The following is a 26,424-nucleotide window of genomic DNA, read 5'->3' on the forward strand; positions in this document are numbered from 1 at the left end:
TGTGTGGATGTCTGCGCTCCGCCCGTTTCGGCGCATGGGGTTCCTGCGATTGGTGCACCCCCGCAACTTGGGCATCCCCGCTCGCTCTGCCGCGGTATCGGCGATCGTCGTCTTGGTGGGACTTGCTTTTGCGGGCGCGGGTTTGGACGCCATCCTGTACCGGTCGTTGTTGGCGGGTGTCGACGACGCCAGCGCCGGCAGAGTCCGCGACATTGCGCAGGTGCTGCAGACCAATTCGCTCAACGAGCTCGACAGCGACCTTTTGACCACCGATCAGCGCGTGGTAGCAATCCAAGTGATCGCTCCCGACGGCAAGGTGATAAGGCGATCCGGGTCTGCACCGCAAACACCACTCCTGCCCATTAGCGGGTTCGACTCCAATTTGCGCCGCGGCATGCCCGACGATGCGGTGCCCCATGACGACATGCGCATCAGCGGTCAACGGGTCGACACTCCATCCGGTCAATACACGGTGCTCGTCGGAGGCGGCAGCGAGGCAGTCGAGGCGACCGCACGGGTGGTCGCGCTGCTGTTGGCTTGCGGCGCCCCGATCATCATCGCGGTGGCAGCCGCCGCGACCTACTGGCTCGTCCGCCGCTCACTGCAGTCAGTGGACGCGATCCGAAGTAGGGTGGCCGAAATCTCGACGTCCGATTTGGCCGAACGGGTGCCCGTGCCCAGCAGTCGCGACGAGATCGCGGCTCTGGCCCTCACGATGAACGAGATGCTGTCGCGCATCGAAGCCGGCCACCGCGCGCAAAAACGGTTCCTGGGCGACGCCTCGCATGAACTGCGCAGCCCGCTGGCAACCATCATCTCCGGATTGGAGGTCGCCGAAGCTCACCCCGAGCTCCTCAATGCCGAGTTGGCGGTCAACACCCTGCTTCCCGAGGCGCAACGGATGCGAACGCTGATCGACGATCTGCTGTTGCTGGCCCGCGCCGACGAGCACAGCCTGGTGCTGCGCAGGGAGGAGACGGCCCTCGATGACCTCGCCGAGGCCGAAGCGGCTCGTCTGCGGCGGGAAACGCAATGCACGATCGACACCGATATCCGCCCCGCGCGGCTGACCGGTGACCCCTCGGCACTATCCCGGATGATCCGAAACCTCGTGGATAACGCTGTCCGCCATGCGAACTCGCGAATCGCCATCGAAGTCGGCAGCCTCAACGGCAGCGCAACCCTGGTCGTCAGCGACGACGGTCCCGGCATCGCCCCGGCCGAACGGACCCGGGTGTTCGAACGCTTCGTGCGCCTGGATTCGGACCGTTCACGCAGCGGCGGCGGAACCGGACTGGGCCTGGCGATCGTCGCCGAGGTTGTCGCCGCGCACCGCGGCACGGTCACCATCGACGACCGACCTGGCGGCGGGACCAAGATGATCGTGACCCTGCCTCAGCACAACAACCGGTAACCGACGCCTCGGACCGTCTCGATGGTGTTCGTGCCAAAGGGGGCGTCGATCTTGCGGCGCACATACCCCACGTAGACCTCGACAACGTTGTCGGGACCTTGGTAGTGCGCGTCCCACACGTTGCGCAATATCTCAGCCTTCGTCACGACCGTGTCCTTATTGCGCATGAGGAACTCCAACACCCCATACTCGCGGGGGGTCAGCGTGATCGGGGTCGAATCACGTAGCACGGTGTGCCGCGCGGGATCCAGGGACAGAGATCCGGCGGTCAATACGGCGGGCCGCTCGGGTGCGCCGCGACGCACCAATGCGCGCAGGCGCGCGACGAGAACCCTGAATGAAAATGGTTTTGTCAGATAGTCGTCCGCTCCGAGATCGAGCGCATCGGTCTCGTCGTATTCGCCATCCTTCGCGGTCAGCATCAGCACCGGTGTCCAGACATCCTGTGCCCGCATTCGACGCAGCACCTCGTATCCGCTGTAGCCGGGGAGCATGATGTCGAGGACAACGACATCGAAGCTGTTGTCGACGGCCTCCCGCAGGCCCTCGACGCCGTTACCGACCGCCACGACGACGAAGCCCTCGGCCTTGAGTCCCATGGCCAGAGTCGCCGACAGTCGTGGCTCGTCCTCGACGAGTAGGACTCTCATGTCGTCACGCTACTTCGCGCGCGGCTTCCGCCTGGCCCGGGTGACGTCCCGCGCGTTGGGGCAGGACGATGAGCAACGCGACGATGATGACCGCGATGACCGCCGACGCCAGCGGACGGCTCAAGGCCAAGCCGCCGTCGGCGACCGGCTTGTCGAGGAAGTCGCCGACGGTCGCGCCCAGGGGCCGCGTCAGGATGAACGCCACCCAGAACAGGGTCACCCGCGACACGCTGGTCCAGTAGTACAAGGCGACGACCACGAGCAGAGCCGTGGTGAATACCAATGCCCCGCGCTCGTAACCGAATCCGCGGGTATCGGCGAGCCAATCGCCGAGGGCGGTGCCCAGCGTCTGCGAAAACGTGATCGTCGCCCAGTAGAACGCCTCCACCTTCGGCGTCGAAACGGTGCTCACGGACACCGTTCCCTGCGTCCACCGCCACAACCCCAGGGTGGCCAGAAGGCAGGCGAGAAGCAGAAGTGATCCGCCCGTGTAGCCGATTCCCAACTGCCGGTCGGCGAAGTCGGCCAGCGTCGTGCCGAAGGTTGTCGAGGCGACGATCGTCGCCCAGTACAGGCTCGCGTGGAAGCGTTGGGCGAAGATCTGCGCCGCAACCAGGACAACCAGGGCGATGCCGAAGAGGACGACGCCCGCGACGTAGCCCCAGTTCAGCGTCATCGTCACGGTGTCGCCGCCGGTCTCGCCCAGCGTCGTCGCCAAGATCTTGATGACCCAGAACCCCAGAGTGACCGCCGGGACCTTGGTCAGCGCCTCTTTCGTCATGTCGCTCATCTAGCAGTGACCTTCCGGCCTCGGTTTTCCTGCATGCCTACGATAACCGCGCTGAGAAAACGCTGAGATCATTCCCCGCGGGGAAGCAACACGGAGAGATCCAGACCGTCAACCGCTTGTCCGATACACACGGCACGCAGGACGTTGTTCGTGAACGCTTCGGCGTCCCCCCATGGGAGGTACGGCTTGGTGATGAGGAGAGACGCAACACCGTGGGCCGCCGCCCAGAGCTGCAGCGCGGGTGCGACGGAATCACCTGGCGGGAACAACTTTTGGTCGATGAGTTCCTGCACGGTGTCTTGCAGGTGGACGAAGGCCGAGCTGATGAGCGTCTCGTCGAAGTCGCTTCCCCGCCGTGGCGGAGCGCCGGTAGCCACCCGATACATCAGCGGTGTCGCGACCGCGAATTGCACGTAGGCGATGCCCAGGGCATGCAATCGTTCCAGTGGGGTCGGTAGGTCGCGCGCGGCGTCTTGCATGACCTCGCCGAGCCGGCGATAGTACTTCGCGCACACGGCGTCGAGCAGCTCGTCTTTGTCGGCGAAATGCCGATAGAGCGAAGGGGCGGAGATGTTCAGCGCCCGGGTTACTTCTCGCGTCGAGGGTGCCTTGGTGTCTCCCGACGCGATGATGAGTTCCGTTGCCGTGTCGATGATTTGCTCACGCAGCTGACCGCCCGATCCCCGGGGCAGGCGTTGCCGACGCGTTTCAGGATGCATAGGCGTTTTCTTCGAGCGGCTCATCGGTGATCCCCCAGCGGGCATGCCAGCGCACCAAAGCCGGGGGTGCCCACCAGTTGAGCCGGCCCAAGATCCTCATGAAGGCGGGCACCAGCAGCATTCGTATGATGGTGGCGTCCATCAGGATTGCGATGGTCAGGCCGGTTCCGAACATTCTCATGAACGAGACTTGTGCGGCGATGAGCGCGGCGAATGAGATCGACATGATCACGGCGGCGGCGGTGATCACGCGGCCGGTGCGGGCCACACCCAGCGCGACCGATTCGTCGTTGTCGGCCCGGGTGCGGCCCGAGTTCATCCAATACTCCCGAATGCGGGACATCAGAAATACCTCGTAGTCCATCGACAGTCCGAAGGCGATGCAGAACATCAGAACGGGCATGTTCGAGGTGATCGTCCCGGTGGGCGCGGTGCCCAACGCACCGAGGTGGCCTTGCTGGAATATCCACACCAGGGCCCCGAACGTCGCCGTCAGGGATATAACGTTGAGAGCCAACGCTTTTAGCGGCAGCACCACCGAGCCGGTCAGCATGAACAGCAGTGCGAAGGTCACGACGGCGATGACGCCCAGCACCCACGGCAGCGGAGAGAGTATGCCGTTAACGGCATCGCGGTCCAGTTGCGCGCCACCGCCGATCATCGGATGTGCGCCCCCGGGCGCCGGTATAGCGTGCAGGGCATCGAGCTGGCGTTCGGCGGCCGCCGTGTACGGCTCCACCTTGGTCTGCACGGTGAAAAGCGCCGTGTCGTTTTTGATTCCGGTTTGCATCGCCGCCGGGCCGGCCTTGTTTCCGTTGACGTAGGCACCGGTTGGCGCCGATACGCTGGCAACCCCTTGCACGCGCGAGAGCTCGGCGGCGTAGCCGTCCAGCTGTTGGCCCGCGGGCCCCGTCACATGCTCGACGATGACGGAGAGGTTCGTGGCGTCGTCGTTGTTGAAATTGGTCCGCATTTCGTCCCCCACTTGGCGGGCCGACGCCGACGTTGGCAGTGTCCGATCGTCGGGAAAGCCGAGCTTTACGCTGAGAAACGGCAGTCCCAGAAAGAGCAGCGCGGCGACTATTGCCACGGCTATCGGAATGGCATGTGCCATAACACGTTTGGCGATCCGGTACCAAAACGTCTCGGTGATTTCCCGGATAACGGGCTCTGGACGGCGCGTGATCCGTCGCAGGAGCCTTCGGATGTCGAGGGCATCGATGCGATCGCCGAGCAGCGTGATGACCGCGGGAACGATCACCAGCGCCGCCACCGCGCCCACGCTCACTACCGCCACTCCGGCATACGCGAACGACCTGAGGAAGTACATCGGGAAAAGCACCAGCGAAACCAGCGCCAGCGCCACGGTCAGGGCGGCGAACAACACGGTCCGCCCCGACGTGCGCATGGTCAACACCAGCGCCTCGTCTCGACTCATCCCGGAGGCGACCTCTTCTCGATACCGGTTGATGATCAGCAGTGAATAGTCGATAGCCAGCCCGAGCCCCATCGCGATGGTCAGGTTGAGGGAGAAGATCGACACGTCGGTGAAATAGGTCAGCGCGCGCAGCACGGACATCGCCCCAAAGATCGAGAACAAGCCCACCACCAGCGGTAGGAGCGCCGCGTTGAGACCACCGAAAATCGACACCAGCGCAACGAAAGTCACCGGTATCGCGATCAATTCCATGGTCATCAGGTCGCGCTCGGTCTGCTTAGTGATCTGGCCGTAGACGGTGGCCATGCCGCCGGCGCGCACCGAGACCCCGTCCCGATCGTGTCCGAGGCTTTTGATCAGCGTGCCGGCGTGCTTTTGCGCGTCGTTCTCTCCGCCGATCAGGCCCGCCACAATCATCCCGGACTTGCCGTCCTTGCTGAACAACTGGGCCGCGACCGGGGGCGGCGCACTCCATGCGGACGTCAAATTCAGCACGACCCCGGAGCGGCGCAGCTCGGCTTCCAATTCGCCGGCGACCTTGGCCACGGCAGGAGCCTCTGCGCCCTGGCCACTGCTCAGCATCAAGACCAGCGACTGATCACTGATACCGAACTTGTCGACGAGAATCTGGGCCACCCGCGCCGATTCGGACGTCGGGTCCTGCTGCCCACCCGCGGCAAGGTGCCTGGCAACCGGGAGACCGAACACCGCGGCGGCGATTGCCACCAATAATGCCGCCCCCAAGACCAGTCGCGGTGCGCCGACAACAAACCTCGTTAACCGTTCCAGCATCAGGATCCTTCGCGATAAGGTAGCGATGCTACCGTAGCGACGCTACTTCTCTGTGGTCAAGGCCAATGGGCGCGGCTCGCGCTGCCGTCGGGCCCGGTTCGCGTAGTCCACTACGCGTGCGTCGCGGCCAGCGAACGACGGAATGTGGGAGCAGCCGCACCGGTCGGTGCAGGCGGTCCCAACGCCGTTAGGAGCATGAAATGACCATTGACAATGACGCCGTCAACGCCGAGCCGACCGTGGACCGGCGCCCAGAGCCGGCGTGCAAGCACATACCACCGGTGGATCTTCTGAGCGACGTGCGCGACCACCCCGAGCCGACCCCGTTCGATGTGGCGAAAAAGTGGTGGGTTTGGTCGGGTGTCACGCACATCGGTGACTGTGTGCTGCAGGACGAGATGCTGACGATCCAAGCCGACGGGACCGCGAACTTCTTCGCACACGTGAAGTCCAGCGACGACGACGACCGATGGGTGTTCTACGGTGGCATCTCCTTGCTTGACGTGCACGGCGTCGTGTTGTGGACCAGCCCCAAGCTGATCGGCCCGCCGATGATTTGGGAGGACGAATGGGCGACCTGGGACGAGAATTTCGCGTTCCCAGCCGTGTGGTTCGACTCCGCCGCCGGCGCACGGATTAACCAGGCGCACTGCTGATCCCGTTAGGTGTTCCGTTGCCTGCCCGGCCGCCGCACCGACGCCAGCGTTAAAGCGGTGGCCGCGGCGGTCGGCGCGGGCGCGGATCCACCCGCCCGATGCCCGACGAACTGTTAGTGTCCACCTCAGCTTCAGCTATCAGCGGCGAACGACGACCTGGAGCAACCGTGTGCACGGTTAGCAACGACACCGCCGGACCGGCTCGCAGATGGCCGGTGCGCGATGCCTATTCGGCTCCGCGCGGTGATTCCGCGGCGGGCCAGTCAAACCCATTTGAGCGGAGGCAAACATGACGCTCGCCGAGCGGCTGGTGCGAGTCGCAGAGTTGACAGACCGATGGGTCGGATGGTCCCGACTTCCCAAACCGTTGGGCCTCGCCGTCCTCGTCGGATTGCGTGAGCAACTGCGCGCGGACAATCTTTACGACACCGGTCGCGGATCCGACGACCGCCCGCCCGCGGATGACGGTGTCACTCCCGTGCGCGACGCCCGCACCTTGGATGGCACGAACAACGACCTGCAGAACCCGCTGATGGGATCGTTGGGTAGCCGATTCGGCCGAAACGTCGCCACCGAATTGACCTATCCAGAAGAACCCGACCGCATCCTGGATCCCAATCCCCGATTGATCAGCCAGCGGCTGCTCCGGCGCGACAGCTTCAAGCCGGCGACCACGCTCAATCTGCTGGCCGCCGCCTGGATCCAATTCGAGGTCCACGACTGGTTCAGCCACGGCACCATCGACGACAACCCCTGGCAGATCCCCGTCGAGCCCCCCGATCCTTGGCCCGACCCCGTCATGACCATCAAACGGACTCCACCCGACCCCAGCCCGGATCCGTCGGGGCCGCCCACCTTCGTCACGCGGGACACCCATTGGTGGGACGGATCCCAGATCTACGGCAACACCGCGGGATTCGCCAACGGGCTGCGCACCGGCGAGCTGGGGCAGGTCAAGATCGACGGCGTCGGGCTGCACCCGGAGGATCTCGAGACCTACCTTGACCCGCACGGGGCGATAAGGGCCAACTTTTGGCTTGGGTTGGCGCTGCTGCATTCCCTGTTCTTGCGTGAGCACAACGCGATTTGCCGCGAACTATACCTGCGCAATCCCACGATGACGGACCAGCAGCTCTACGACAAAGCCTGCCTGGTCAACTCGGCGCTGATGGCCAAGATTCACACCCTGGAGTGGACCCCGGCGATCATCGCCCACCCGACCACCGAGTCCGCCATGCGGGCCAACTGGTTCGGGGTGCTCGGGCAGCGCTTTGATGGGCGCTACGGCCGCCTCACCCCGAGTGAGGTTCTGCAAGGCATCCCCGGATCACCTACCAACCACGACGGTGTGCCCTATTCGCTGACCGAGGAATTCGTCGCCGTGTACCGCATGCATCCCCTGATCCCCGACGACTACGTCGTGCGCTCACTGCGCGACGACAAGGAGCTGGCGCACTACGAACTGCCCGAACTGGCGCTGCCCCACGTCCGAGACCGCTTGGCGCAGTGGGAAACCGACGACCTGTTCTACTCGATGGGGGTCGCGAACCCCGGCCAGATTACGCTGCACAACTTTCCGATCCACCTACAGGACTTCCACCGGGTCGACGACATTCCTATCGACCTGGCCGCGGCGGACATCCTGCGGATCCGGGAACGTGGTGTGCCGCGCTACAACGCTTTTCGGCGGATGCTTCGACTCAAGCCCGCCGCCACCTTCGAGGAACTCACCGACAATCCGGCGTGGGCCGAGGAGCTGCGCCAGATCTACGGCGACGTCGAACGCGTCGATCTCATGATCGGCCTCTACGCCGAGCCCAAGCCACCGGGTTTTGGCTTCAGCGACACCGCTTTTCGTATCTTCATCCTGATGGCCTCCCGCCGGCTGCGAAGCGACCGCTTCTTCACCACCGACTTCACCCCGGCGATGTACACGGAAGCCGGCATGGACTGGGTGCACACCAACTCGATGCGCACCGTGCTGCTGCGGCATTTCCCCGCCCTGGAGCCCACCCTGCGCTCGGTCAAGAATCCGTTCGCCCCGTGGCCAAGAACACCCGCGCGTGCGTGGACCCGCATGTCCCCGCCGCCAACGGATGTGCGCCGCTATCCCCCGCCACCGGGCCCGCAGCCCACGTACGTCCCCTACAGCGACGCCCTCGAACAGCCCGGCCCCGAAGAGGACCGCGAGATCGACGGAATCGTCAAGGCGTTGCACGGCAACAACGAATGGGCCTACAAGAAGTTTCATCACGGCCTGCGCGATGCCCACGCCAAGACGTTGGCCGTGCTGCGGGGCGAGCTGATCGTCTATCCCGATCTGCGGCCCGAGCTGGCTCAGGGGCTGTTCGCGCAGCCACGCACCTATCCAGTGATCACCCGGCTCTCGACCACCTCCGGGGTGATCCGAAGCGACCAGATACGCGGGGTACACGGCCTGGCGATCAAGGTGCTCCTGGACGAGCCCGGCGACCGCATCCTGGCCGACGATGACGCCAAGACTCAGGACTTCCTGCTGGTCACCCATCGGGAATTCCCCTTTGCCGACGTGCGGGCTTACCTGCGGCGCGGCATGCCCCTGGCGTGGCTGTTGGCACGCCTGTCCGATCCGGGGCTAAGCGCCGTCGGCGCGGCGCTCGCGCGGGCCAAATCCATCCTGTCCCGGGTTGGCTTGGCGCTGCCCAACGCCGTGGAGATCTTCATCGAGCCCAACACCCACATCCTGGGACAGAACTTCTATTCGTCGGCGCCCATCCGGTGGGGCGACAATGTCGCCAAATTCGAGATCGTGCCGCTGTCGGAGTCGGTCAAGACACTGGCCGGTCAGCTGCTGCCAGCTGACAGCGGCTACGACGCCTACCGCAGCCAGGTATTCGACTTCTTCACCAGCAATAGCGCCGAATTCGAGCTGCGCGCCCAACTGTGTACCGACCTGGCCCGGATGCCCATCGAGGACGCGACGGTGCCGTGGCCGGAAGAGGTCAGTCCTCATGTCGGGGTTGCCAAGCTCCGTTATGAGCAACAGAATCCGGACTCCCCAGACCGGCGCCGGTTCGGCGACGACGTGCTGTCCTACAACTCGTGGCGCGGGCTGGCCGCGCACCGCCCGCTAGGCCCGATCAACCGCCTCAAACTGAAGGTCTACGAAGCCTCCAGCAACTTCCGCCACGACAAGAACAATGTCCGCCCCTTCGAGCCGACCGTCGCTGACCTGCCCCAGTGAGCGCGCCGACGCGCTAACCGGCTCGATCCGATCCCGGCCTGCGCGGGTGGTGGCGCACCTGCGCACCCAAAATTTAGGTTCGGCGGCGATTTCATTCGGCACCGACCCTGGGACGGCCCTAGACTTCCCATACATGAGCAGCCGGTGGCAGTTGCTCGAACGGCCGGTGGAGCAACAAACGATCCGCGCTGCGCTCACCGGTGACGAGCAGCGCGGCGTGGTACTTATCGGGCCCGCCGGGGTCGGTAAGACGACGCTGGCCCGTACCGTCACCGACACGCTGCCCTCGGCCGTGCACTGGGCCGCATGCACCGAGTCCTCACAGGCGATCCCGCTCGGGGCGTTCATGCAGTGGGTGGGTGCCTCGAGCGCCCGTGACCCCATCGCGCTGCTGGCCGCGGCGCGCGAAAATATGCTCGCCGGCGCGGAGCCTGTGGTCGGCGTCGACGACGCGCATCTGCTTGACCAGCTCTCGGCCACGCTGTTGCACCACATCGCCGTCGAGCGCAGCGGGCGCATCGTCGCCACGGTTCGCAGTGGTGAAGCGGTGCCGGATGCCGTTACCTCGCTGTGGAAGGACGGCTACCTGCAGCGGTTCGATTTGGAGCCGCTGTCGAAGGAGCAGAGCATCGCGCTAGTCGAAACGGTGCTCGGCGGCGTCCTGGAGGGTCTGTCGGCCGATGTCATGTGGTCGGCGTCCGGCGGTAATCCGTTGTTTCTGCGGCACATGGTCGAGGGTGCAGTTGAAGCCCGCACGCTGACCGAGGTCGACGGGGTCTGGCAGTTGCGCGGACCCACGGCCGTCTCCTCCGGGCTAGCCGAGCTACTGGAGAGCCGGCTTGACCACGCCGGCGCCGACGCACTCGGCGCGCTGAAGTTCCTGGCCTTCTGCGAGCCGCTGGATCTCGATGCGCTCGTCGAGCTGGCCGGTGAAGAGGCCGTCGACGCCGCCGAACTGCAAGGGCTGATTCGCATCGTGCGCGACGGTCACGTGCTCAACGCCCGCATCACCCATCCGCTGTACGGGGACGTGATGCGCCGCCGGACCGGCACCGCCTCCGCGCGAAAACTGCGCGGCAATATCGTGTCGGTGCTCGCCGCCCGGGACGTCACCTCTCCGGCGGATCGCATCCGCCTGGCGCAACTGTCCGTCGACAGCGACCAGGTTGCAGACAACGCTTTGCTAGTCGCCGCCGCTAAGGACGCCGTCTTCTTAGCCAACCTTCCTCTTGGGGAACGGTTGGCGCGCAGCGCATTTGAGCATGGCGATGGGCTGCGTGCGGGTGAGTTGCTCTCGCGGGCGGTGCTGTGGCAGGGAAGACCGGGTGAAGCCGATTCGATCCTGGCGCAGTTCAATCCTGACGAACTCGACGAGCTGCAGCTCGTGCTTTGGGGCATCCCGCGGCTGTCCACGCTCTTCTGGTCGATGGGCGAAGTAGGCCAAGCCCACGACATCCTTTCGCTGATGCGTCAGCGGGTCACCCATCACGCGCTGCGCCTCGTCGTTGAGGCCACCGGGGCGGCGATGGCGGTGCATCAGAACAAACTTGAGGAAGGCATCGCGGCCGCCGAGGCCGTCCTGGCCGACCCCGCAGCACCGGAACAGGCTGCCGACTTCGCGGCTTTCGCTGCCGGGCTGGCCATGCCCGTCGCCGGCCGCGGCGCCGATTTCGAGCCGATCGCGGCGCGGTGTCGCGTCGAGCACAAACCCACCGACGGGATGATCCGGTGGATGATCCGCTATGGCGACATCCTGGCGCTGACCCACACGGGCAGCCTGGATTTGGCCGACCGTCGGGTGGCCGACTACAGCCGGTTCTCCTCACAGGGGCAGTTCGTCGGCTGGGCTATCGCCAAGATCATGGCCGGACTGGTCGCCACGTACCGAGGCAAGTTCCCCCAGGCCATAACGGCATTCGAGCAGGCGTTGGCCGCGCTCAATGCCGAGAACTCGCTGCCGTGGCGGCTGCCCGGCCGGCTGTTGTTGGCCCGGGCGTATGCCGGATTGGGCCGCACCGCCGAAGCAGAGCGGGTTCTTGCCGACGCCAAGGAGCACGCCGGTCCGCACCTGGACTTGCACGAGCCGATGGCGATGATCGCAAGGGCGTGGCTGGCCGCCGGCCGCGGCGGCGAGCGCACCGGCGTCGATCTGGCGCGCGCCGCCGCCGACACCGCCCACCGCGCCGGCCAATACGCCGTCGAGGCCGAGGCGCTGCACCACGCCGCTCGCTTCGGCGACCGGACGGTCGCGGGCCGGCTGGGCGCGTTGGCCAAACGGGTCGACGGCGCGGTGGCCGGACTCTACGCTCGCCACGCTGCGGCCGTGGCCGGCTCCGATCCGCACGCCCTCGACGCGGTGAGCAGCGACTTCGAGAAGGCGGGGTTGCTGCTCTCGGCCGCGGACGCCGCCGCCCAGGCCGTCGTGCTCTACGAGCGCAGCGGCCACAACCGGCACACCACCGAAGCCGCGGCACGGGCGCTTCGACTAGCCGGGTTGTGCGGCGGAGCGACCACACCGGCGATCCGGGCCGCGGCCCAACCGCTGCCGATCAGCTCGCGGGAACGCGAAATCGCGGCCCTGATCGCGGAAGGTCTGTCCAACCGCGAGATCGCCGACAAGCTCACGGTTTCCGTACGCACCGTCGAAGGCCACATTTACCGCGCCTGCATCAAACTCGACATCTCCGACCGCGAGGAACTGGCGGCCGTCGTCGCGCGCAACACGACCTGAACCGGGGCCGCTCGCGGCAAACCCGCAGGCCACAGGGTTGACTACCTCAGCCTGACGGTCCTCGGCCACGCCTTCTCGAGTAGTCCCGCCGCTCACCTGACCGCTTTTCCGGTAGATCTGGCCAACCGCACCGCCGCCGGCACGGGGCCCGCCAGCTCATCGCAGCCGAGAAGATCGTGAATTGGGTACGCGCGCAACATGTTTTGCTGTCGCCATCATCGCCGGACAGCAAAAATGGTCGCAGCGCCAGCCTCAGCGATCACTGACGAAGACTCGACTGGCGCCGCAAGGTCCTGCGCCGCAATACAGGTAGTCCGTTACGCGTGCCGTCGACACCGGTGGATTCATAAATTCTTCAGCACAGCCGGACCGACCGGAACCGAACCCCGCCCCTCATGGAGTCGAAATGTTATCTACTGCGAAGACAGTGGCGCCAGACGAGGACGCCGCTGCAACGTTTGAACCGACCCACAGCGCGGACGCCGCGGAAGCGCAGAGCACTATCGCCGCTTCCCCGCCGCCCGTCCTCATCAGCGAACGCGAAGTCATGTTCGCAACTGCCGCTGCCGGCGCCACATCGCAAACCGCCAACACCCGGCGGCACTGGATCGCCCAGCTGTGGCAACGGCTGTCGGCGGCGCTGGACTCGCTGGACTCGTACGTCGAGCGTGAGCCGCGTCGCTACTATGCCCGGCGCCCGCTCTACATCGAGAACGCCGCCATGGCCCGCGAAATGGAACGGCTATGAATGAGCTGCTCATAGTCGTGGAAGGTGTGATGCTGATTGTTATCAGCGTCGGAATTCATCACCTCTCCGCATGGTTAGAGCGCTGGGATTACGAACGCCACCGCGAGGATTGAGGCGGCACGCTCACTGAGCGTGGCGCCGATATCCCGCCCGGCAGCACGTTTCCAAAGGCAGATGGGCAGCTACTCGCATTCGGACGGCACCTAATCGCAGCCGGCGCTGATATAGCAATCATGTGGGGATCGCGGCCACCACGCAGTACGCATGGCGATCGCCATTGATCCTCTTCATGGCAATTTGAATTACAAAGATATTTACGCACTACACATGCGATCCAGCAAAACATGTCAAGCTATCCGTTAGCCAGCGACTAGCGGTCGAGCCTGGGAGGCGAAATGCCTAAACGTTTATCAGCGTGGGCACCAATTATCGCGCTGGGAATGATCGTCGCGGGCGGGCTCGGCTGCCTTGGTGTGCACGGTCCGTGTATACGGCAACTGACCCGCTACGCATTTGGAGATCCCGCCATCGGCGAACATAAAACGCAATTATCGGCGGCAATAGTCAGTGACGTTTGGTTCTTCGTCGCCTATGGTCTCGTGCTGGGGGGTTGCGCGTGGTTCTATCGTGTCCGCGCGAGTTCCCAGGCAGGTCGCGGAATTGGCGCCTTCGTCATCGCCGCGGTAATCATCGCGGTGGTGGCCAACGTGGTCGAAGACGTGCTGCTGTGGATCACGCTGACACACGACGGCAACGGCTTGCGCACCGCGGCCCAAGCCGCGGCGACCGTCAAGTTTTGCATGATGGCCGTGGGAGCAGTCGGGGTCCTTGCTTCCATTGGGATCGTCCTGCGTGACGCGATGGCCTGGTACCGGCGGCTAAGCATCTGGCATAGCTGCAAGGGCGTGTCAATTCCGCAAATGCTGCGCTCGGTCAAAGGATTTCGGTGGATGAAGACCGACGCCGACGCGGAACCCCTGCCGGCGCCGTGGTGGGACGACGTGCTGGCACCTGATGACTTGCCGAAGCCGACGGAAACCCAAGAGGCCGTCAAAAAGGCCGTTGCAGATTCCGGCCAGACGGCTGAAGCCGTCATCGAAAACCAGCAGCGCTGGCTGCACGCCTATAGCGTGCCGGGCGTCACCGACGCGCTGAAGGGCCGCACGGAACCGCTTCGCGCGCTTTGCCTTTCGGGCGGAGGTGTTCGGTCTGCCTGCGTGGCATTGGGCGCCATGCAGGTGTTCTCCAAACCATCCAGCGCAAGCGATGCCGTGGCGAAACCGAGCGGGAACGGGAGCAGCGCTGCAACGCTGTTGGACGGCCTGGACTACGTCATCTCGGTGTCGGGAGGCGGATATGCCGCCGGCGCGCGGCTGCTGGCGGTACAGGACAAACAGGTCGACCCCGGGCAAACGCCCGAAGAGAAAGCCGCTCACGAGAACAAACCCAGACCACTGCCGAACGTTGTGCCGATCTCGAAGCGATTTGAAGAAGGATCAGCAGAGTTTGACCACATTCGCAGCCGATCGAGTTACATCGCTGACTCACCACTCGGCCTGCTTCGCGCACTTGCAGAGGTGCTCAAGAATCTGGTGGCCTCGCTTGCGACTATCTTCACTGTTCCCGTCATCGCGGGCGCGGCGCTGGGCTGGCTACTCGCCCGAATCCCGATCGCCGCATTCCCTCCGGTGCCGGCCGAGCGTGCAGCGACCGACCCCAACAACGGCAAGTACTTCCCATCACTCGTTGCCCACCCCGCCGCCTATTGGGCGATCGGATTCTTCGCCGCGTTCGCCGTACTGTTCACCATGTACACGCTCGTCGAAGAGTGGAAATCGAGTAGTCGGAGGAGCGAAGGCCGGCAGCTGCGGGCGCTGCGCTGGGCACGCGCGAGCGCCGGATTTGCGCTGGTGATCTTCACCCTCACAATCGCGTTGCCCGGATTGATGCGGCTCTGCTCGGGGGCGGGCGGCCACGCGCCATCCAGCCCGGGCGGTGCGTTCGCCGCGCTGTCGGGGGTCGTCGGACTCAACTACGTCGCCGCGCTGATCGCTATGATCTGGCGCGACAAGAACAAGCTGGTCAAGAGCGCCGGGATACAAACTGCCCCGGGATTGCTGAAACGCATCTTGCCGCCTCAGGTCATCTCGCTGCTGTTAACGGTCGCCACGTTGGCTGTGCTGTTGGTGGTGTGGCTGGCGCTGTTGGGCAGCTTCGCCGCCGGCGCATTCCACTACTGCGCACAAAACGGATTGCTCGAGCACCTCGCCCACATGGCGCCCTCGCTCTGGTGGTTAGCCGGCGTAACCCTCACGTGGTTATTCGTCGGGTTCGCTGATGTCACGTCTTTGAGCCTGCACCCCTTCTATCGACGCCGGCTCGCACACACCTTCGCGGTCCGCCGCGCCCCCGACACAGGCGTACCGAACGAAGCCGTGCGGTATCGCGACGACGAACCCACCTGGCTGCACTGGTACGGCCGGACGACTAATGGCCCACAATTCGTGTTTGCGTGCTCGGCCACCATCACCGGCCCCGACAGGCCCGCGCCCGGACTCAACGCCGTGTCGTACGTGATGAGCGCGGACTACGTCGGCGGACCGGCGCTCGGTTGGTTCCACACCGAGAAATTGTTCGAGGCAGCGCCACCGCGGATCCGCCGGGACCTGACCGTGGAGGCCGCGATCGCGGTGAGCGGCGCGGCGTTCGCCTCGGCGATGGGACGCCAGAACAAGGGAATAGAGAAGTTGCTCGCGGTCTCGGGTGCGCGCCTGGGCACCTGGTTACCCAACCCGAGCTTCGTCGCCCAACTCAGGGACGCCGAGCACCGTAACGATTCAGACCCCGACCCTCTATGTCGGACATGGCCGAAATCGCTGCCGACCATCCGGGGTGGGGGGTACCTGTATCGAGAGATCCTCGGTATCAACAACATCGACGCGCGCCTAGTCCAGATCACGGACGGCGGCCACTATGACAACTCGGGTCTCGTGGAGGCACTGCGGCGCCGATGCGGACTGATCTTCGTCGTCGACGGAGGCGGCGATCCGCCACCACTGCCCATAGGCCTCACCGACGCAATTCGGCTAGCGAAATATGAACTAGGCGTCGAGATCACACTGAACCAGACCGGTCCGTACTCCGTCGAGAGCATCACGCCAGGCTCCGGGAAAAAGTTCGCCAAGGACGACGCGCTGGCCAGTCTCAACGGCCGTATCACTCGCGGGGCGGTCGTCAAGGGCGACATCACCTATCCGGCGGCGGCGGGCCTCGAGAAAAGCACTGGCATCCTTATTTTCGCGAAAGCGGTACTGTGCGAAGCCTGCCCGTACTGGCTTCTGACGTACGCGGCGTCCAGCGACATCTTTCCCCACGATCCGACGTCCGACCAATGGTTCAGCGAAGGACAGTTCGCCGCCTACACCGAGCTGGGCCGCGTCATCGCCGACCAAGCCGTCAAATGCGTCACATCTCTACAGCCCGCAGTCAGCGGCACCAGGCGGCGCCCCGTGTCAGTCCCGTGATTCCGTCGACAGCAACTGCTGAAGGCCGAAGTGCCGCAACGCCTCGACGTTCTGGAACGACACGACGTGATCAATACCGTGCGGTGCAAAAGTGAGCACATGTAGGGCGTGCAGGCGATGCTGTCCATTCGTCGCCGGGTACAGCGCCACTGCGGGTTGTCCATTGGCCGATGTCCGCACGACCGGGGTATTGCCGAACGCACGCATGCGTGCGCCGAGAAAGGCGCCGATCGTGGCGTTGCCCCTAAACCACGTGAGGAATGGCGGCATCTCGAAGAGGGCGTCCTCGGTCAACACCGCGACCAGTTCGTCCACGTCGGCGTTTTGAAACGCGGCCACATACCGATCGAGCAGTTCACGCTGCCGCTCTTCTAATGGCTGTGCCCGCGAGTCGACATCCGCGGGCAGATGCGTGCGGGCCCGTTGCAGCGCGCTGTTTACCGCGGCGACACTCAAATCGAGGAGTGCCGCGACTTCAGTTGCGGGCCAACCCAATACCTCCCGCAGAATCAGCACCGCGCGCTGCCGCGAGGGAAGATGCTGCAGCGCGGCCACGAAGGCCAGCCGCATGGATTCCCGTGCGGCGACCACCGTGGCCGGGTCGCTCGTCGTGGCGGCCAACAGCGAATCGGGGGCGGGCTGTAGCCATGTCACCTCCGGGCTAGCGGCCATAACGCGCGCGGTGGGGTCGTTCTCCGGCGCATGCAGGTCCGACGGCAGCGGGCGGCGTTTTCCACGCTCGAGAGCCTTGATGAACGCCCGGGTGGCGATGCGGTACAACCATGTGCGCAGCGACGACCGCCCTTCGAAATGCTCGTAGGCGCGCCACGCGTCCAAGTAGACGTCCTGTACGACGTCTTCGGCGTCGTCGACGGAGCCGAGCATGCGGTAGCCGTAGGCGATCAGCTCGGCCCGAAACGGCTCAGCCAGCCGCGCGAAGTCGTCGCCGTTGTCAGTGGTGATGCGCATGTTGATCCGGTGCCCCATAGGTGTCGTGCCACGGCCATTCATTGATGTAGCGCTGCCGGCCCAACGGGGTCAGATCGAGGAACCGGTAGGTGCTCAGCATGACATCGGCGCCGACACCGTAGGCCGAATAGGTGTGAAACACCTTGCCGCCGTCCTGGACGAAGACGCTGACGCCTTGTCCGTCGGCGCCATTGGTGGCCACGTATCCCAGCCCTTCGCGGATCAGCGTTTCCTTGTCCTTGTAGTTGTATTCGACCGGTGCGATCGATTCGTCGGTGCTGACGTGGAAGTCGTAGTTGAAGTCGGAACCGTGAGACGAGTACCAAGGCAGCCGCCATCCCATGCGGGCCTTGAACTCGTTGAGCCTCGAGTACGGCACGCGCGACACCAGCGCCAGCGTGGTGTCGGCGCCCTCGTTGAGATGGATCGGGTCCGGCATGTTGTCCACGGCGAATGAGCAACTCGGACAGCCGTCGTCGATGTCGTGCAGCCACATGAAGTGGTAGACGATCAACTGGCCGCGGCCCTCGAACAGGTCGATCAGCGCGGCCTCGCCGTCGGGTCCCTCGAAGACATAGTCCTTATCGATGGCCACCGCGGGAAGTGCACGGCGCTGCTCGGCCAGCATCGCGAGCTGCCGGCTGGCGGCCTTTTCCCCGGCCAGCAGGTCGAGGCGTTCCGCCAGCCACTCCTGGCGCGTCGCCGTACGGGGGATTTTCATTTTTCGCTCCTTATCCTCAGCGGTACTGAGGCAGCCGCCCGCCGAAACTCATCGGTGGGGCTCAGGGTCGGCGACCGTGATAGGAGCCGATCACCGCCGCGTACATCACGACCGGCGGCGTGGCCAGGCGCTTGGCAAGTTCCCGGTGGAATTCGCGGTAGGCGCCGCAGTCCTCGAACGGGTCGGCGGTGCCGTCGAAGGCGATGACATGCATGAAGCCGACCCCGTCGTCGAACATCAGCACCTGGTAGTCGACCCCGCCAGGATCGCGGGCGGTCAGTTCGCCAATCACGGCCTCGATCAGCTCGCGGTTGCGTTGCGCGGCATCGTCGGTCGTGAAGTACTGCACAACGGCGGCTTTCCTCACCCGCATCACCTCCACCAGTACAGAGGCCCGAAGACTGCCGGATTCATCGGCTGCGATGAGTTTCAGCGTCTTACGGCCTCGATACAGGCAACCCCCACTAGAAATCAGGAGCAGAAATGAAACTCGACAACGACGCGCGACAACTGATCGGTTCCAACCCCGCAACACTGGTCACGAACAATCGCGACGGCAGCCCGCAAGTCAGTGTGGTCTGGATCGTGGTGCAGAGCACCGCCGGCGGCGATGACGAGCTGGTCGTCGCCCATCTGGAGGAGCATCAGAAGGTCCGCAACATTCGGCGTGATCCCCGCGTGGCGGTGACCATCGTGTCCGACGACCGCAGCGGCCTGCAGACGCCCTACCTGTCGATCAAGGGCACGGCACGCATCGAGGAGGGCGGCGCGCCCGAACTGCTGGGCGAGATTGCCACGGCGCTCCTCGGGCCGGGCACCGGCTTTCCGCCGCCGGGCTCGCCACCCGGATATCTGACTCGCATCACGATCGACAAGGTCGGCGGCGTCGGGCCCTGGGCGGCCTGACTGCGGACGGCGTCGCTTCCGCAGAACTTCAGGAGTGAATCCAAGCGGTGCGTTAGGGTCTGGTTTGTAGCCGACTGCGGGCGAGGTAAGCAACGACTGCGAGATCCATCAGGGACGCGATGCCGCTAAGTGAAGGTGCACAGTTCGCCGGCTATACCCTGGTGCGGCTGCTGGGCAGCGGTGGGATGGGCGAGGTGTATTTGGCCCGCCATCCTCGATTCCCGCGGCACGAAGCGCTCAAGGTGTTGCGGGCGGATGTGTCGGCCGATCCCGATTTCCAGCAGCGCTTCAATCGGGAGGCCGAGTTGGCCTCCCGGCTGTGGCACCCTCACATCGTCGGCGTGCATGACCGCGGCGAATTTGAAGGCCAACTGTGGATCACGATGGACTACGTCGACGGCACCGACCTCGGCGAACTGGTCAGCACGCACCATCGCTCAGGAATGCCCGCCGAGGCGGCGCTGTCGGTGGTCAATGCCGTCAGCGACGCCTTGGACTACGCCCATCACCGCGGCTTGCTACACCGCGACGTCAAGCCCGCCAACATCATGGTCAGTCGGCCCGATGACGGTGGCACACCGCGAATCTTATTGAGCGACTTCGGTATTGCCCGCCCGATCGATGACACCACCGGTCTCACGGTGACCAACATGGCGGTGGGAACCGTTAACTACAGCGCGCCCGAACAGCTCATGGGCGCGGCCCTCGACGGCCGCGCTGACCAATACGCGCTGGCGGCTACCGCCTACTACTTGTTGACCGGCACCAAGATGTTCTCCAACCTTCCCGCAGTAGCCGTGATCAGCGCGCACCTGACGGCGCCACCGCCGCTTCCCGGCGCCGTGCGCCCCGACCTTGCCAGCACCGATGCCGTGTTCGCCCGCGCCTTGGCTAAAGATCCTCGCCAGCGTTTCGAGCGGTGCGCCGACTTCGCGGCGGCGCTGGCCGACCGGCTGCGGATCGTCCATGCCCCGGGCGGCGGACATACCGCAGCCCCCGCAACGGGTCCCGGGTATGCCCAGTCCTGGACAATGGTCAGGCCAGCGCCCGCCCCGGCGCCGCATTACGACTCTCCACCGCAGCCGCCTCGGCGCTCGCGACGGTGGGTCGCTGTCGCGGCGGCGGCCGCGATCTGCGTCGCTGCAGTGGCCGCATATTTTGTCGTTTCGCACGGCGCCGATCGCCATTCCCCACCGAGTTCGGCCACAGCTGAAGGCGCTCGGCTGGCCGCACAGAACTATCTCGAGGCACTCTCACGCGGGGACGCCGCCACCGCATTGTCGTTGAGCGCCAATCCGCCGGCCACCAGGGAGTGGGTCACCGCCGATGCACTGCGCGCCCAACTGGCGTCGGCACCGATCACCGACATCACGGTCACTTCGGCTCCCCCCGCGTCCGGCGATGACCCAAATAGCGTCCAGCATGTGATCTTGTCGGCTCGCTTCGGCGCGACGCTGTCACAGACCCGGATCGCGGTGCGCCGCAACGGCAACGACTGGAAGCTCGAGACCGCTACCGTGCCCGTCGACATCGGTACGCCGGGCACCACGAACGCCTCCTTCAAGGCAGTCGCGCTGTTCGGAATCGCCACGAACGGAACGACGCCGGTGTCGGTTTTCCCTGGCGCCCTCATTGTCTCGTCGTCGAGCCGATACATCGATATCAGCGCGCAGGCGGCACCGGTGCTACTGAACGCGCTGTCTCCCAACGCCACCCACCCCAGCGTTCAACCCGTAGCGACCCTCAACGACACCGGCCTGCAGGCTGCCAAAGCGGCGGTCGACAACTGGCAAAAGCATTGCTATCACGGAGTCGCCCCGCCCCCCGAGTGTGGCCAGGAATATTCCTCCGACAACACCGGCACTATCACCAGTGCGGGCGACTTCTCCCAGGCCAAGCTCGCGTTTGATGCCGCCACCATGAAAGTCGTTGTCTCGGGCACCATCAAATACACGGGGACCACATCGACCGGCAACCCCTTCGATGTGACCTATAACGCGGCTGGCACAGTCGATTTGACCAAGGATCCTCCGGTGTACGCGGTCCGTTCCTAAGCTGAACTGAGGAGGTGAGTCCTATGCCGTTGAGCGAAGGTGCAGCGTTTGCCGGCTACACGGTGGTGCGGCTGCTGGGCACGGGCGAGATGGCCGAGGTCTATTTGGTCCGACATCCCCGGTTACCGAGATTGGAAGCGCTCAAGGTTCTGCGTGCGGACCTATCGGGCGACCGCAACTTTCAGCAACGGTTCATCCGCGAGGCGGATCGGGCCTCTGGGCTGTGGCATCCCCATATCGTCGGGGTACACGACCGCGGCGAATTCAACGGTCAGCTCTGGATCGCGATGGACTATGTCGACGGCCCCAACCTGCGCGAAGTCCTGTCCCGGCACCCGTCGGGTCTCACTCACGCCGAGGTGATCGCGGTCGTGAGCAGCGTCGGCGGCGCGTTAGACCACGCGCATCACCGTGGTCTGCTACACCTCGACGTCAAGCCGGCCAACATCATGATCAGCCATCCCGACGACGGCGGCACACCGCGAATCTTGTTGAGCGACTTCGGCATCGCCCGCCCCGCCGAGGACGACGACGTGACCACCAGCGTGGTCACAGACACGATCAAAACGATGGGAACCTTCAACTACGCCGCACCCGAACTGCTGCGCGGAGCCGCCCTCGATGGCCGCGCCGACCAGTACGCGCTAGCCGCCACGGCCTACCACTTACTGACCGGGGTCCAACCTTTCTCCGACGCCAACCCCATCTCCGTGATTCGCGCGCATTTGACCGCGCCCCCTCCCCGCCCCGGAGCCATGCGCTCTGAGCTGGCCAACACTGACGCTGTCTTCGCGCAGGCCTTGGCCAAGGATCCCGCCCAGCGCTTCGCCCGTTGCAGCGACTTCGCCGCCGCCCTGGCGGGCCAACTCCAAACCCCGCCCACCCTGGCCAGCCCGACGCCGCCGCCCGCCTCTACCGCAAGCGCTCCCCTGACGGGGCCCGGATTCCCGCCCCCGCAGGGCACTGGCTACCCCAGCCCGCCGCCGCATTGGCCACCGCCAAGAAAGCGTGGCCGCAAACGCCTTGTGATCTCAGCTGTTTCGGCAGTTATCGTGCTCGCCGTCCTGGTCGCCGCCGGCACTTTCGCGGTATCCAAACTCAGCGGACCCGACGCCGCCCAGCGCGCAGCCCAAGACCGCGAAGCCGCCCGCCAGGCCGGCCAGCACTATTTGGAGGCGCTGGCCACCGGCGATGCCCGCACCGCCCTCTCGCTGGGAGTCCAACCGCCCGCAACTCCGCAGCTTGTTACCGACAAGGCCCTCACCGACCAACTTTCGGCGACGCCGATCACCGACATCACCGTCACCAACGACCCGGCGCAAAGTCCGGACACCCCGCCCGACACCCAGCGTGTCGTCCTCTCGGCCCATTTCGGACCCACTCCCTCGCAAACGGTGATGACGGTCCACAAGAAAGACGGCCAGTGGAAGCTGGACTCCACCACCATCGCGATCACAATCGCCGCACCGCCGAATGCCGCGGCTGCGATGAAGGCTCTCACCGTCGGCGGGGGCCTTACCAACGGCGCCAGCCCCATCTCGGTGTTCCCCGGGACACCGCAGGTCTCCTCGTCTAGCCGCTACATCGACATCGGCGCAGCCACCACACCGCTGCTGCTCGAAGCGCTGACCGCGGCAAATCCGCCGACCATCACACCCGTGATCGCGCTCAATGACGCCGGCCGACAGGCCTCGTTAGAGGCCCTCGACCAAAGGCTCCACTACTGCTTCAAGGGCGTCCCACCGCCGGTCGGGTGCTGCCCGCCCGGCGGTTGTCCTCTCCTCTACAACACTGGCATCGACCCCGACAGCGCCGACCTGATCAAGCTGGAGAGCACCGACCATATGAACTACGACCTAGACCCCAACGTCATGAAGGTCCACATGACCGGACACATGCATTACAGCGCACGGGGAATCAGCCACTCCCAACAGGTCACATTTCGTGACGATTTTACCGTCGACAGCATGATCGACCTGACCACCGAGCCACCCGTCTACGTGCCAAAACAACCGCGGTAGTCGGCCACTTGCGCCTGTTAGACGTTGCAGCCCAACACTTCTCGCGCGTGTGATCGCTGAGCTAGGGCGACGAACTGCTCGCGTCGGATGCCGTGTTGATGGTGCGTTCCCAGATCGTGGCCAGGGTGTCGACGAGCGCGTCGAGTTCGGCATCGCTGGTTTCCGGTGTGAGGGTGAGCATCCGATGGATGTTCATGGTCACGAGGGCGAGGGCCGTCTGGTGCGGGTCAGCAAGATCGGGGCCTAGGCGGTCGATGACGGTCTCGGCAACCGCGACGACAGGATCGATCAGTCCGGCCCGTGCGGCCTCGATGTCCGGGTCGTCGATCGACGACCAGAAGACGGCCCGCAGGATCGCGCTATGGCGCCGGTAGGTGCGCGCTGCGCTGGCCAACGCTGTCCGCCCGGCCACGACGGGATCCTCGGCGGTGCGCCATCGCTCCAGTGCGGCGTCGGCGTCGGCACGCAGTGGCCGCACGAGAGCCTCGAGGAGTTCGCTACGGTCGCGGAAGTAGACGTAGAACGATTTGCGCGACAGCGTCGTCCGAGCCATCACGGCGGCGACCGACACCGTGTGCGCTGGCTGGTGGGCGAGCAATTCCTTTGCGGCGTCGATGATTTCGCGACGCGCGTCGGCGGGGGCGCGCCGCCGCCGCGGGGCTACCGGACGGACTGAACTGGCGACACCTTTCGTTACTGCCACAGTGGCAGTATAGTCACCCTCTGATTACTGCCATGGTGGCAGTAACGGTTGCGAATGCGGGAGCGTCGGATGAGTGCAGGTTGGGGCCGCGTGGTTCATGCGCCACGCTGGTATTGCGTCGTGGTCGGGATCTTCCTGGCGGTGCGGGCGGTATCGACATTGGCAGCAGGCGCGAATTTCGCCCTGCCCGGTGACGGGTGGCGGTCGGTTTGGCAATTGCTGCTGGTGGCAGTGCTAGCGGTCGGAGTCGCGTTGCCGCGTGCGGCCTGGCCGGCCGTCGCGGTGGTTGGGGCCGTGTACGCGGTGGCGACGGTTCTCGAGGTGTTCCAAGGCGCCGACCTGTTCGGGGTGGTACCGGTCGACATGCGCGACCGGATCGTGCACCCGTTGCTGGCGATCGTTGCGGCCCTGAGCTTGATGCTGGCAGGCCGTCGAGCCTCAGTGCGCAGTCGAGACTAGCTACAGGGATATTGCCCGTTGAGCACACAATTCGACGGTGGCGTGTAGGTGCCGGTCAGCACGCCTCGTAGGCCGCCCGTGGCTGACCCGCCGGGTGCAATGACACGATTCCAATTCGCGGGCGTCAGAACATAGTGCGTGCCAGATTGCGTGACGGTGCTATTCCAGGTGTGCACGACGGATTGTCCTGCCGGCATGTCGAATTCGAGCTTCCAATCGCTCAACGGCGCCATGCTCCCGTTGGTGACGGCGAAGCGGGCGATGAAACCCGTCTGCCACGTATGTTCCACGGTGAACGTCGCCGCGGCTGCGGCCGCATGAGCTACCGGGGCGACTGCGAGTCCGAGGACGCCAACCAGCACTGCCGACAGCACTACGTGAAGCGCTGCGCCGCAGCGCTTCACGTAGTTCCTCAGTCGGGCCATAGCAGCCAACACTAAAACCAAACAGGCGGTATCGGCCCTCGCATCGCGAGTAAGCTGCAGTACCTTTGCCCAACCGAAACCGACATGAAATCTTGGCCGGATGTACGTTCTTATTTGTCGTTGCGCGACAGCCGCTTCGGAGCTGGCCGCCCGGTTGGCCCATAGCTGATCGATGCCGATCGATCCTGTCCTAGGGCAGTGTTAGCCGAGTGTGGGGTCTGGGGTCCGACGGCTACGGGTGCCGTCACTGCCCCTCACCCTGAACAGCTGGTTGTCGCGATGGCTGACCAACCGCGTCGGACGCACGCCGGCCGACCAGGAACCAGGTGCGCAGCACACCCTTGCCCTTCACCACGACGTCGCCGCGTTCCTCAAATACGAACTCCCCCTTGAGCCGTTCGTACACGTCGAGCGGGACCTGAATCCGCCCTTCGACGCCGGTGGACTCCATGCGGGAGGCGACATTGACTGCATCGCCCCACACGTCGTAGAAGAATCGGCTGGTGCCAACGACGCCGGCCACCATGGGACCGACGCTCAGTCCGATGCGGATGGGCACCTTCTGCCAGATGTGGTCGGTAAGCCTGTTCGACGCGTCGGCCAAATCGAGCGCAAGACATGCGAGCGCCTCCAGGTGATTGGGCCGCGGCTGCGGTACGCCGCTGACCGCCATGTAGCTGTCGCCGGTGGTCTTGACCTTTTCCAGCCCGTGGCGCTCGACGAGACGGTCGAATTCGCCGTTGACGCGGTTGAGGAGAGTCACCAGCTCCTCCGGCGTGGTGCGGCTGGCGCGCTCGGTGAAGCCGGCAATGTCGGCGAACAACACCGAGGCTTCGTCGTACTTGTCGGCGATGATCGTGGTCGTCGGGTCCTTGAGCCGCGCTGCGATAGTGGTCGGCAAGATGTTGGTGAGCAACGCCTCGGAGCGTTCGTGTTCCAGCTCGATCGCTCGCTTCGCCCCGTCCATCTCGCGCTGTGTGTACCAGACCGTCGCCATCACCATTCCGCAGGCGGCGACTGCCGAGATCGCAAAGCCGAGATCCATTGCCCACACCGGCTGCGCGCGGGTGCGAACGGGCCGGACATAGTTGATCGTGATGATCAGAGCGGCACTGCTGGTCACCACAAGGGAGGCCGTCACGATGTGCTCGGTGCCCAGCACCATCACCGCCACGAGCCCCGACATCACGAAGAAGAACGCGACCCCCGTGTGGGTCCCGACCGTCCAGCCGACCACGATCATGAACACGTCGGCGATGCCAACCAGGGTCAGCGGCGCCATCAGCTCACCAAAGCGGTACAGCAGAGGGACCAGCGCGAATATCAGGGCTGCCACGACGTTGAACCCCGCGATGGGCCACAGTCGGGTCGTCATCACTTCAATCACCGCGAAGCTGGCGCAGACCGCGGCGGCCATCCATGTGGTGATGCTGAGGACTCGATGACGCCGGGCCTGGCTGTCTGCGAATTGCCGGTCGCGA

General features: G+C 65.0%; 20 protein-coding genes and 1 pseudogene. 11 read left to right on the top strand and 10 right to left on the bottom strand.

What is annotated here, in order from left to right; translation table 11 throughout:
- Nucleotides 1-7 precede the first annotated feature (7 nt).
- On the top strand, nucleotides 8-1,414 hold the full coding sequence (locus tag A5736_RS12290) for an ATP-binding protein (protein ID WP_371328377.1): 1,407 nt from the start codon (nucleotides 8-10) through the stop codon (nucleotides 1,412-1,414).
- On the opposite strand, the gene A5736_RS12295 is transcribed toward A5736_RS12290, so the two are convergent.
- From A5736_RS12295 to A5736_RS12310, 4 genes are all read right to left on the bottom strand, one after another.
- Nucleotides 1,396-2,064, bottom strand: a complete 669-nt coding sequence (locus tag A5736_RS12295; RefSeq protein WP_076246424.1) for a response regulator transcription factor — start codon at nucleotides 2,062-2,064, stop codon at nucleotides 1,396-1,398. The genes A5736_RS12290 and A5736_RS12295 overlap by 19 nt on opposite strands.
- Nucleotides 2,065-2,068: 4 nt before the next feature.
- Nucleotides 2,069-2,854, bottom strand: coding sequence for a hypothetical protein (locus tag A5736_RS12300; RefSeq protein ID WP_076121236.1), 786 nt, complete (start codon nucleotides 2,852-2,854; stop codon nucleotides 2,069-2,071).
- 68 nt (nucleotides 2,855-2,922) lie between these two features.
- The gene (locus tag A5736_RS12305; RefSeq protein ID WP_076121233.1) at nucleotides 2,923-3,573 is read right to left on the bottom strand and encodes a TetR/AcrR family transcriptional regulator; all 651 of its coding nucleotides are present in this window, start codon (nucleotides 3,571-3,573) and stop codon (nucleotides 2,923-2,925) included.
- A complete protein-coding gene (locus tag A5736_RS12310; RefSeq protein WP_076246426.1) occupies nucleotides 3,563-5,803 on the bottom strand; it encodes an MMPL family transporter in 2,241 nt (746 codons plus the stop codon). The genes A5736_RS12305 and A5736_RS12310 overlap by 11 nt, the downstream gene beginning before the upstream one ends.
- Nucleotides 5,804-6,003: 200 nt before the next feature.
- On the opposite strand from A5736_RS12310, the gene A5736_RS12315 reads away from it, so the two are divergent.
- The 6 genes and pseudogenes from A5736_RS12315 (at nucleotide 6,004) to A5736_RS12335 (ending at nucleotide 16,685) form a co-directional block, all read left to right on the top strand.
- A complete protein-coding gene (locus tag A5736_RS12315) occupies nucleotides 6,004-6,459 on the top strand; it encodes a DUF6294 family protein (protein ID WP_076121229.1) in 456 nt (151 codons plus the stop codon).
- A gap of 289 nt (nucleotides 6,460-6,748) precedes the next feature.
- A pseudogene (locus A5736_RS26330) lies at nucleotides 6,749-8,506 on the top strand (peroxidase family protein); the annotation flags it as partial.
- A 30-nt stretch (nucleotides 8,507-8,536) separates the two neighbouring features.
- On the top strand, nucleotides 8,537-9,682 hold the full coding sequence (locus tag A5736_RS26335; protein ID WP_175611254.1) for a catalase family protein: 1,146 nt from the start codon (nucleotides 8,537-8,539) through the stop codon (nucleotides 9,680-9,682).
- 133 nt (nucleotides 9,683-9,815) lie between these two features.
- Nucleotides 9,816-12,413, top strand: coding sequence for a LuxR family transcriptional regulator (locus A5736_RS12325; protein ID WP_076246429.1), 2,598 nt, complete (start codon nucleotides 9,816-9,818; stop codon nucleotides 12,411-12,413).
- A gap of 406 nt (nucleotides 12,414-12,819) precedes the next feature.
- A complete protein-coding gene (locus A5736_RS12330; RefSeq protein ID WP_139333277.1) occupies nucleotides 12,820-13,161 on the top strand; it encodes a hypothetical protein in 342 nt (113 codons plus the stop codon).
- Nucleotides 13,162-13,556: 395 nt separating this feature from the next.
- Nucleotides 13,557-16,685 (top strand): hypothetical protein, encoded by a 3,129-nt coding sequence (locus A5736_RS12335; RefSeq protein WP_139333278.1) that lies wholly within the window; start codon nucleotides 13,557-13,559, stop codon nucleotides 16,683-16,685.
- Here A5736_RS12335 and A5736_RS12340 read toward each other — a convergent pair.
- From A5736_RS12340 to A5736_RS12350, 3 genes are all read right to left on the bottom strand, one after another.
- The gene (locus A5736_RS12340; protein WP_076246449.1) at nucleotides 16,674-17,654 is read right to left on the bottom strand and encodes a sigma-70 family RNA polymerase sigma factor; all 981 of its coding nucleotides are present in this window, start codon (nucleotides 17,652-17,654) and stop codon (nucleotides 16,674-16,676) included. The genes A5736_RS12335 and A5736_RS12340 overlap by 12 nt on opposite strands.
- A complete protein-coding gene (locus A5736_RS12345; protein ID WP_076246434.1) occupies nucleotides 17,638-18,375 on the bottom strand; it encodes a DUF899 domain-containing protein in 738 nt (245 codons plus the stop codon). Before A5736_RS12345 ends, A5736_RS12340 begins: the two co-directional genes overlap by 17 nt.
- Before the next feature lie 61 nt (nucleotides 18,376-18,436).
- On the bottom strand, nucleotides 18,437-18,742 hold the full coding sequence (locus A5736_RS12350; protein ID WP_139333279.1) for a hypothetical protein: 306 nt from the start codon (nucleotides 18,740-18,742) through the stop codon (nucleotides 18,437-18,439).
- 116 nt (nucleotides 18,743-18,858) lie between these two features.
- On the opposite strand from A5736_RS12350, the gene A5736_RS12355 reads away from it, so the two are divergent.
- The 3 genes from A5736_RS12355 (at nucleotide 18,859) to A5736_RS27085 (ending at nucleotide 23,356) form a co-directional block, all read left to right on the top strand.
- On the top strand, nucleotides 18,859-19,281 hold the full coding sequence (locus A5736_RS12355; protein WP_076246435.1) for a TIGR03618 family F420-dependent PPOX class oxidoreductase: 423 nt from the start codon (nucleotides 18,859-18,861) through the stop codon (nucleotides 19,279-19,281).
- A 119-nt stretch (nucleotides 19,282-19,400) separates the two neighbouring features.
- A complete protein-coding gene (locus tag A5736_RS27220; protein ID WP_076246437.1) occupies nucleotides 19,401-21,335 on the top strand; it encodes a serine/threonine-protein kinase in 1,935 nt (644 codons plus the stop codon).
- A gap of 23 nt (nucleotides 21,336-21,358) precedes the next feature.
- Complete coding sequence (locus A5736_RS27085) at nucleotides 21,359-23,356, top strand: serine/threonine-protein kinase (protein WP_076246438.1); 1,998 nt, start codon at nucleotides 21,359-21,361, stop codon at nucleotides 23,354-23,356.
- 61 nt (nucleotides 23,357-23,417) lie between these two features.
- Here the strand turns inward: A5736_RS27085 and A5736_RS12370 are convergent, their stop codons facing one another.
- Nucleotides 23,418-24,059 carry a TetR/AcrR family transcriptional regulator gene (locus A5736_RS12370; RefSeq protein WP_076246440.1) on the bottom strand — a complete coding sequence of 214 codons (642 nt, stop codon included), beginning with the start codon at nucleotides 24,057-24,059 and terminating at the stop codon, nucleotides 23,418-23,420.
- Between the two features lie 69 nt (nucleotides 24,060-24,128).
- Here A5736_RS12370 and A5736_RS12375 point away from each other — a divergent pair, with 69 nt between their 5' ends.
- Nucleotides 24,129-24,518, top strand: coding sequence for a hypothetical protein (locus A5736_RS12375; protein ID WP_139333280.1), 390 nt, complete (start codon nucleotides 24,129-24,131; stop codon nucleotides 24,516-24,518).
- Here the strand turns inward: A5736_RS12375 and A5736_RS12380 are convergent.
- A complete protein-coding gene (locus tag A5736_RS12380) occupies nucleotides 24,515-24,943 on the bottom strand; it encodes a cellulose-binding domain-containing protein (protein WP_076246443.1) in 429 nt (142 codons plus the stop codon). The two genes, A5736_RS12375 and A5736_RS12380, sit on opposite strands and share 4 nt — an antisense overlap.
- A 244-nt stretch (nucleotides 24,944-25,187) precedes the next feature.
- Nucleotides 25,188-26,424, bottom strand: a 1,237-nt coding sequence (locus A5736_RS12385; RefSeq protein WP_076246452.1) for an adenylate/guanylate cyclase domain-containing protein, incomplete at its 5' end; no start/stop codon positions are given.

Source organism: Mycobacterium sp. SP-6446 (assembly GCF_001954045.1).
GTDB lineage: Bacteria > Actinomycetota > Actinomycetes > Mycobacteriales > Mycobacteriaceae > Mycobacterium.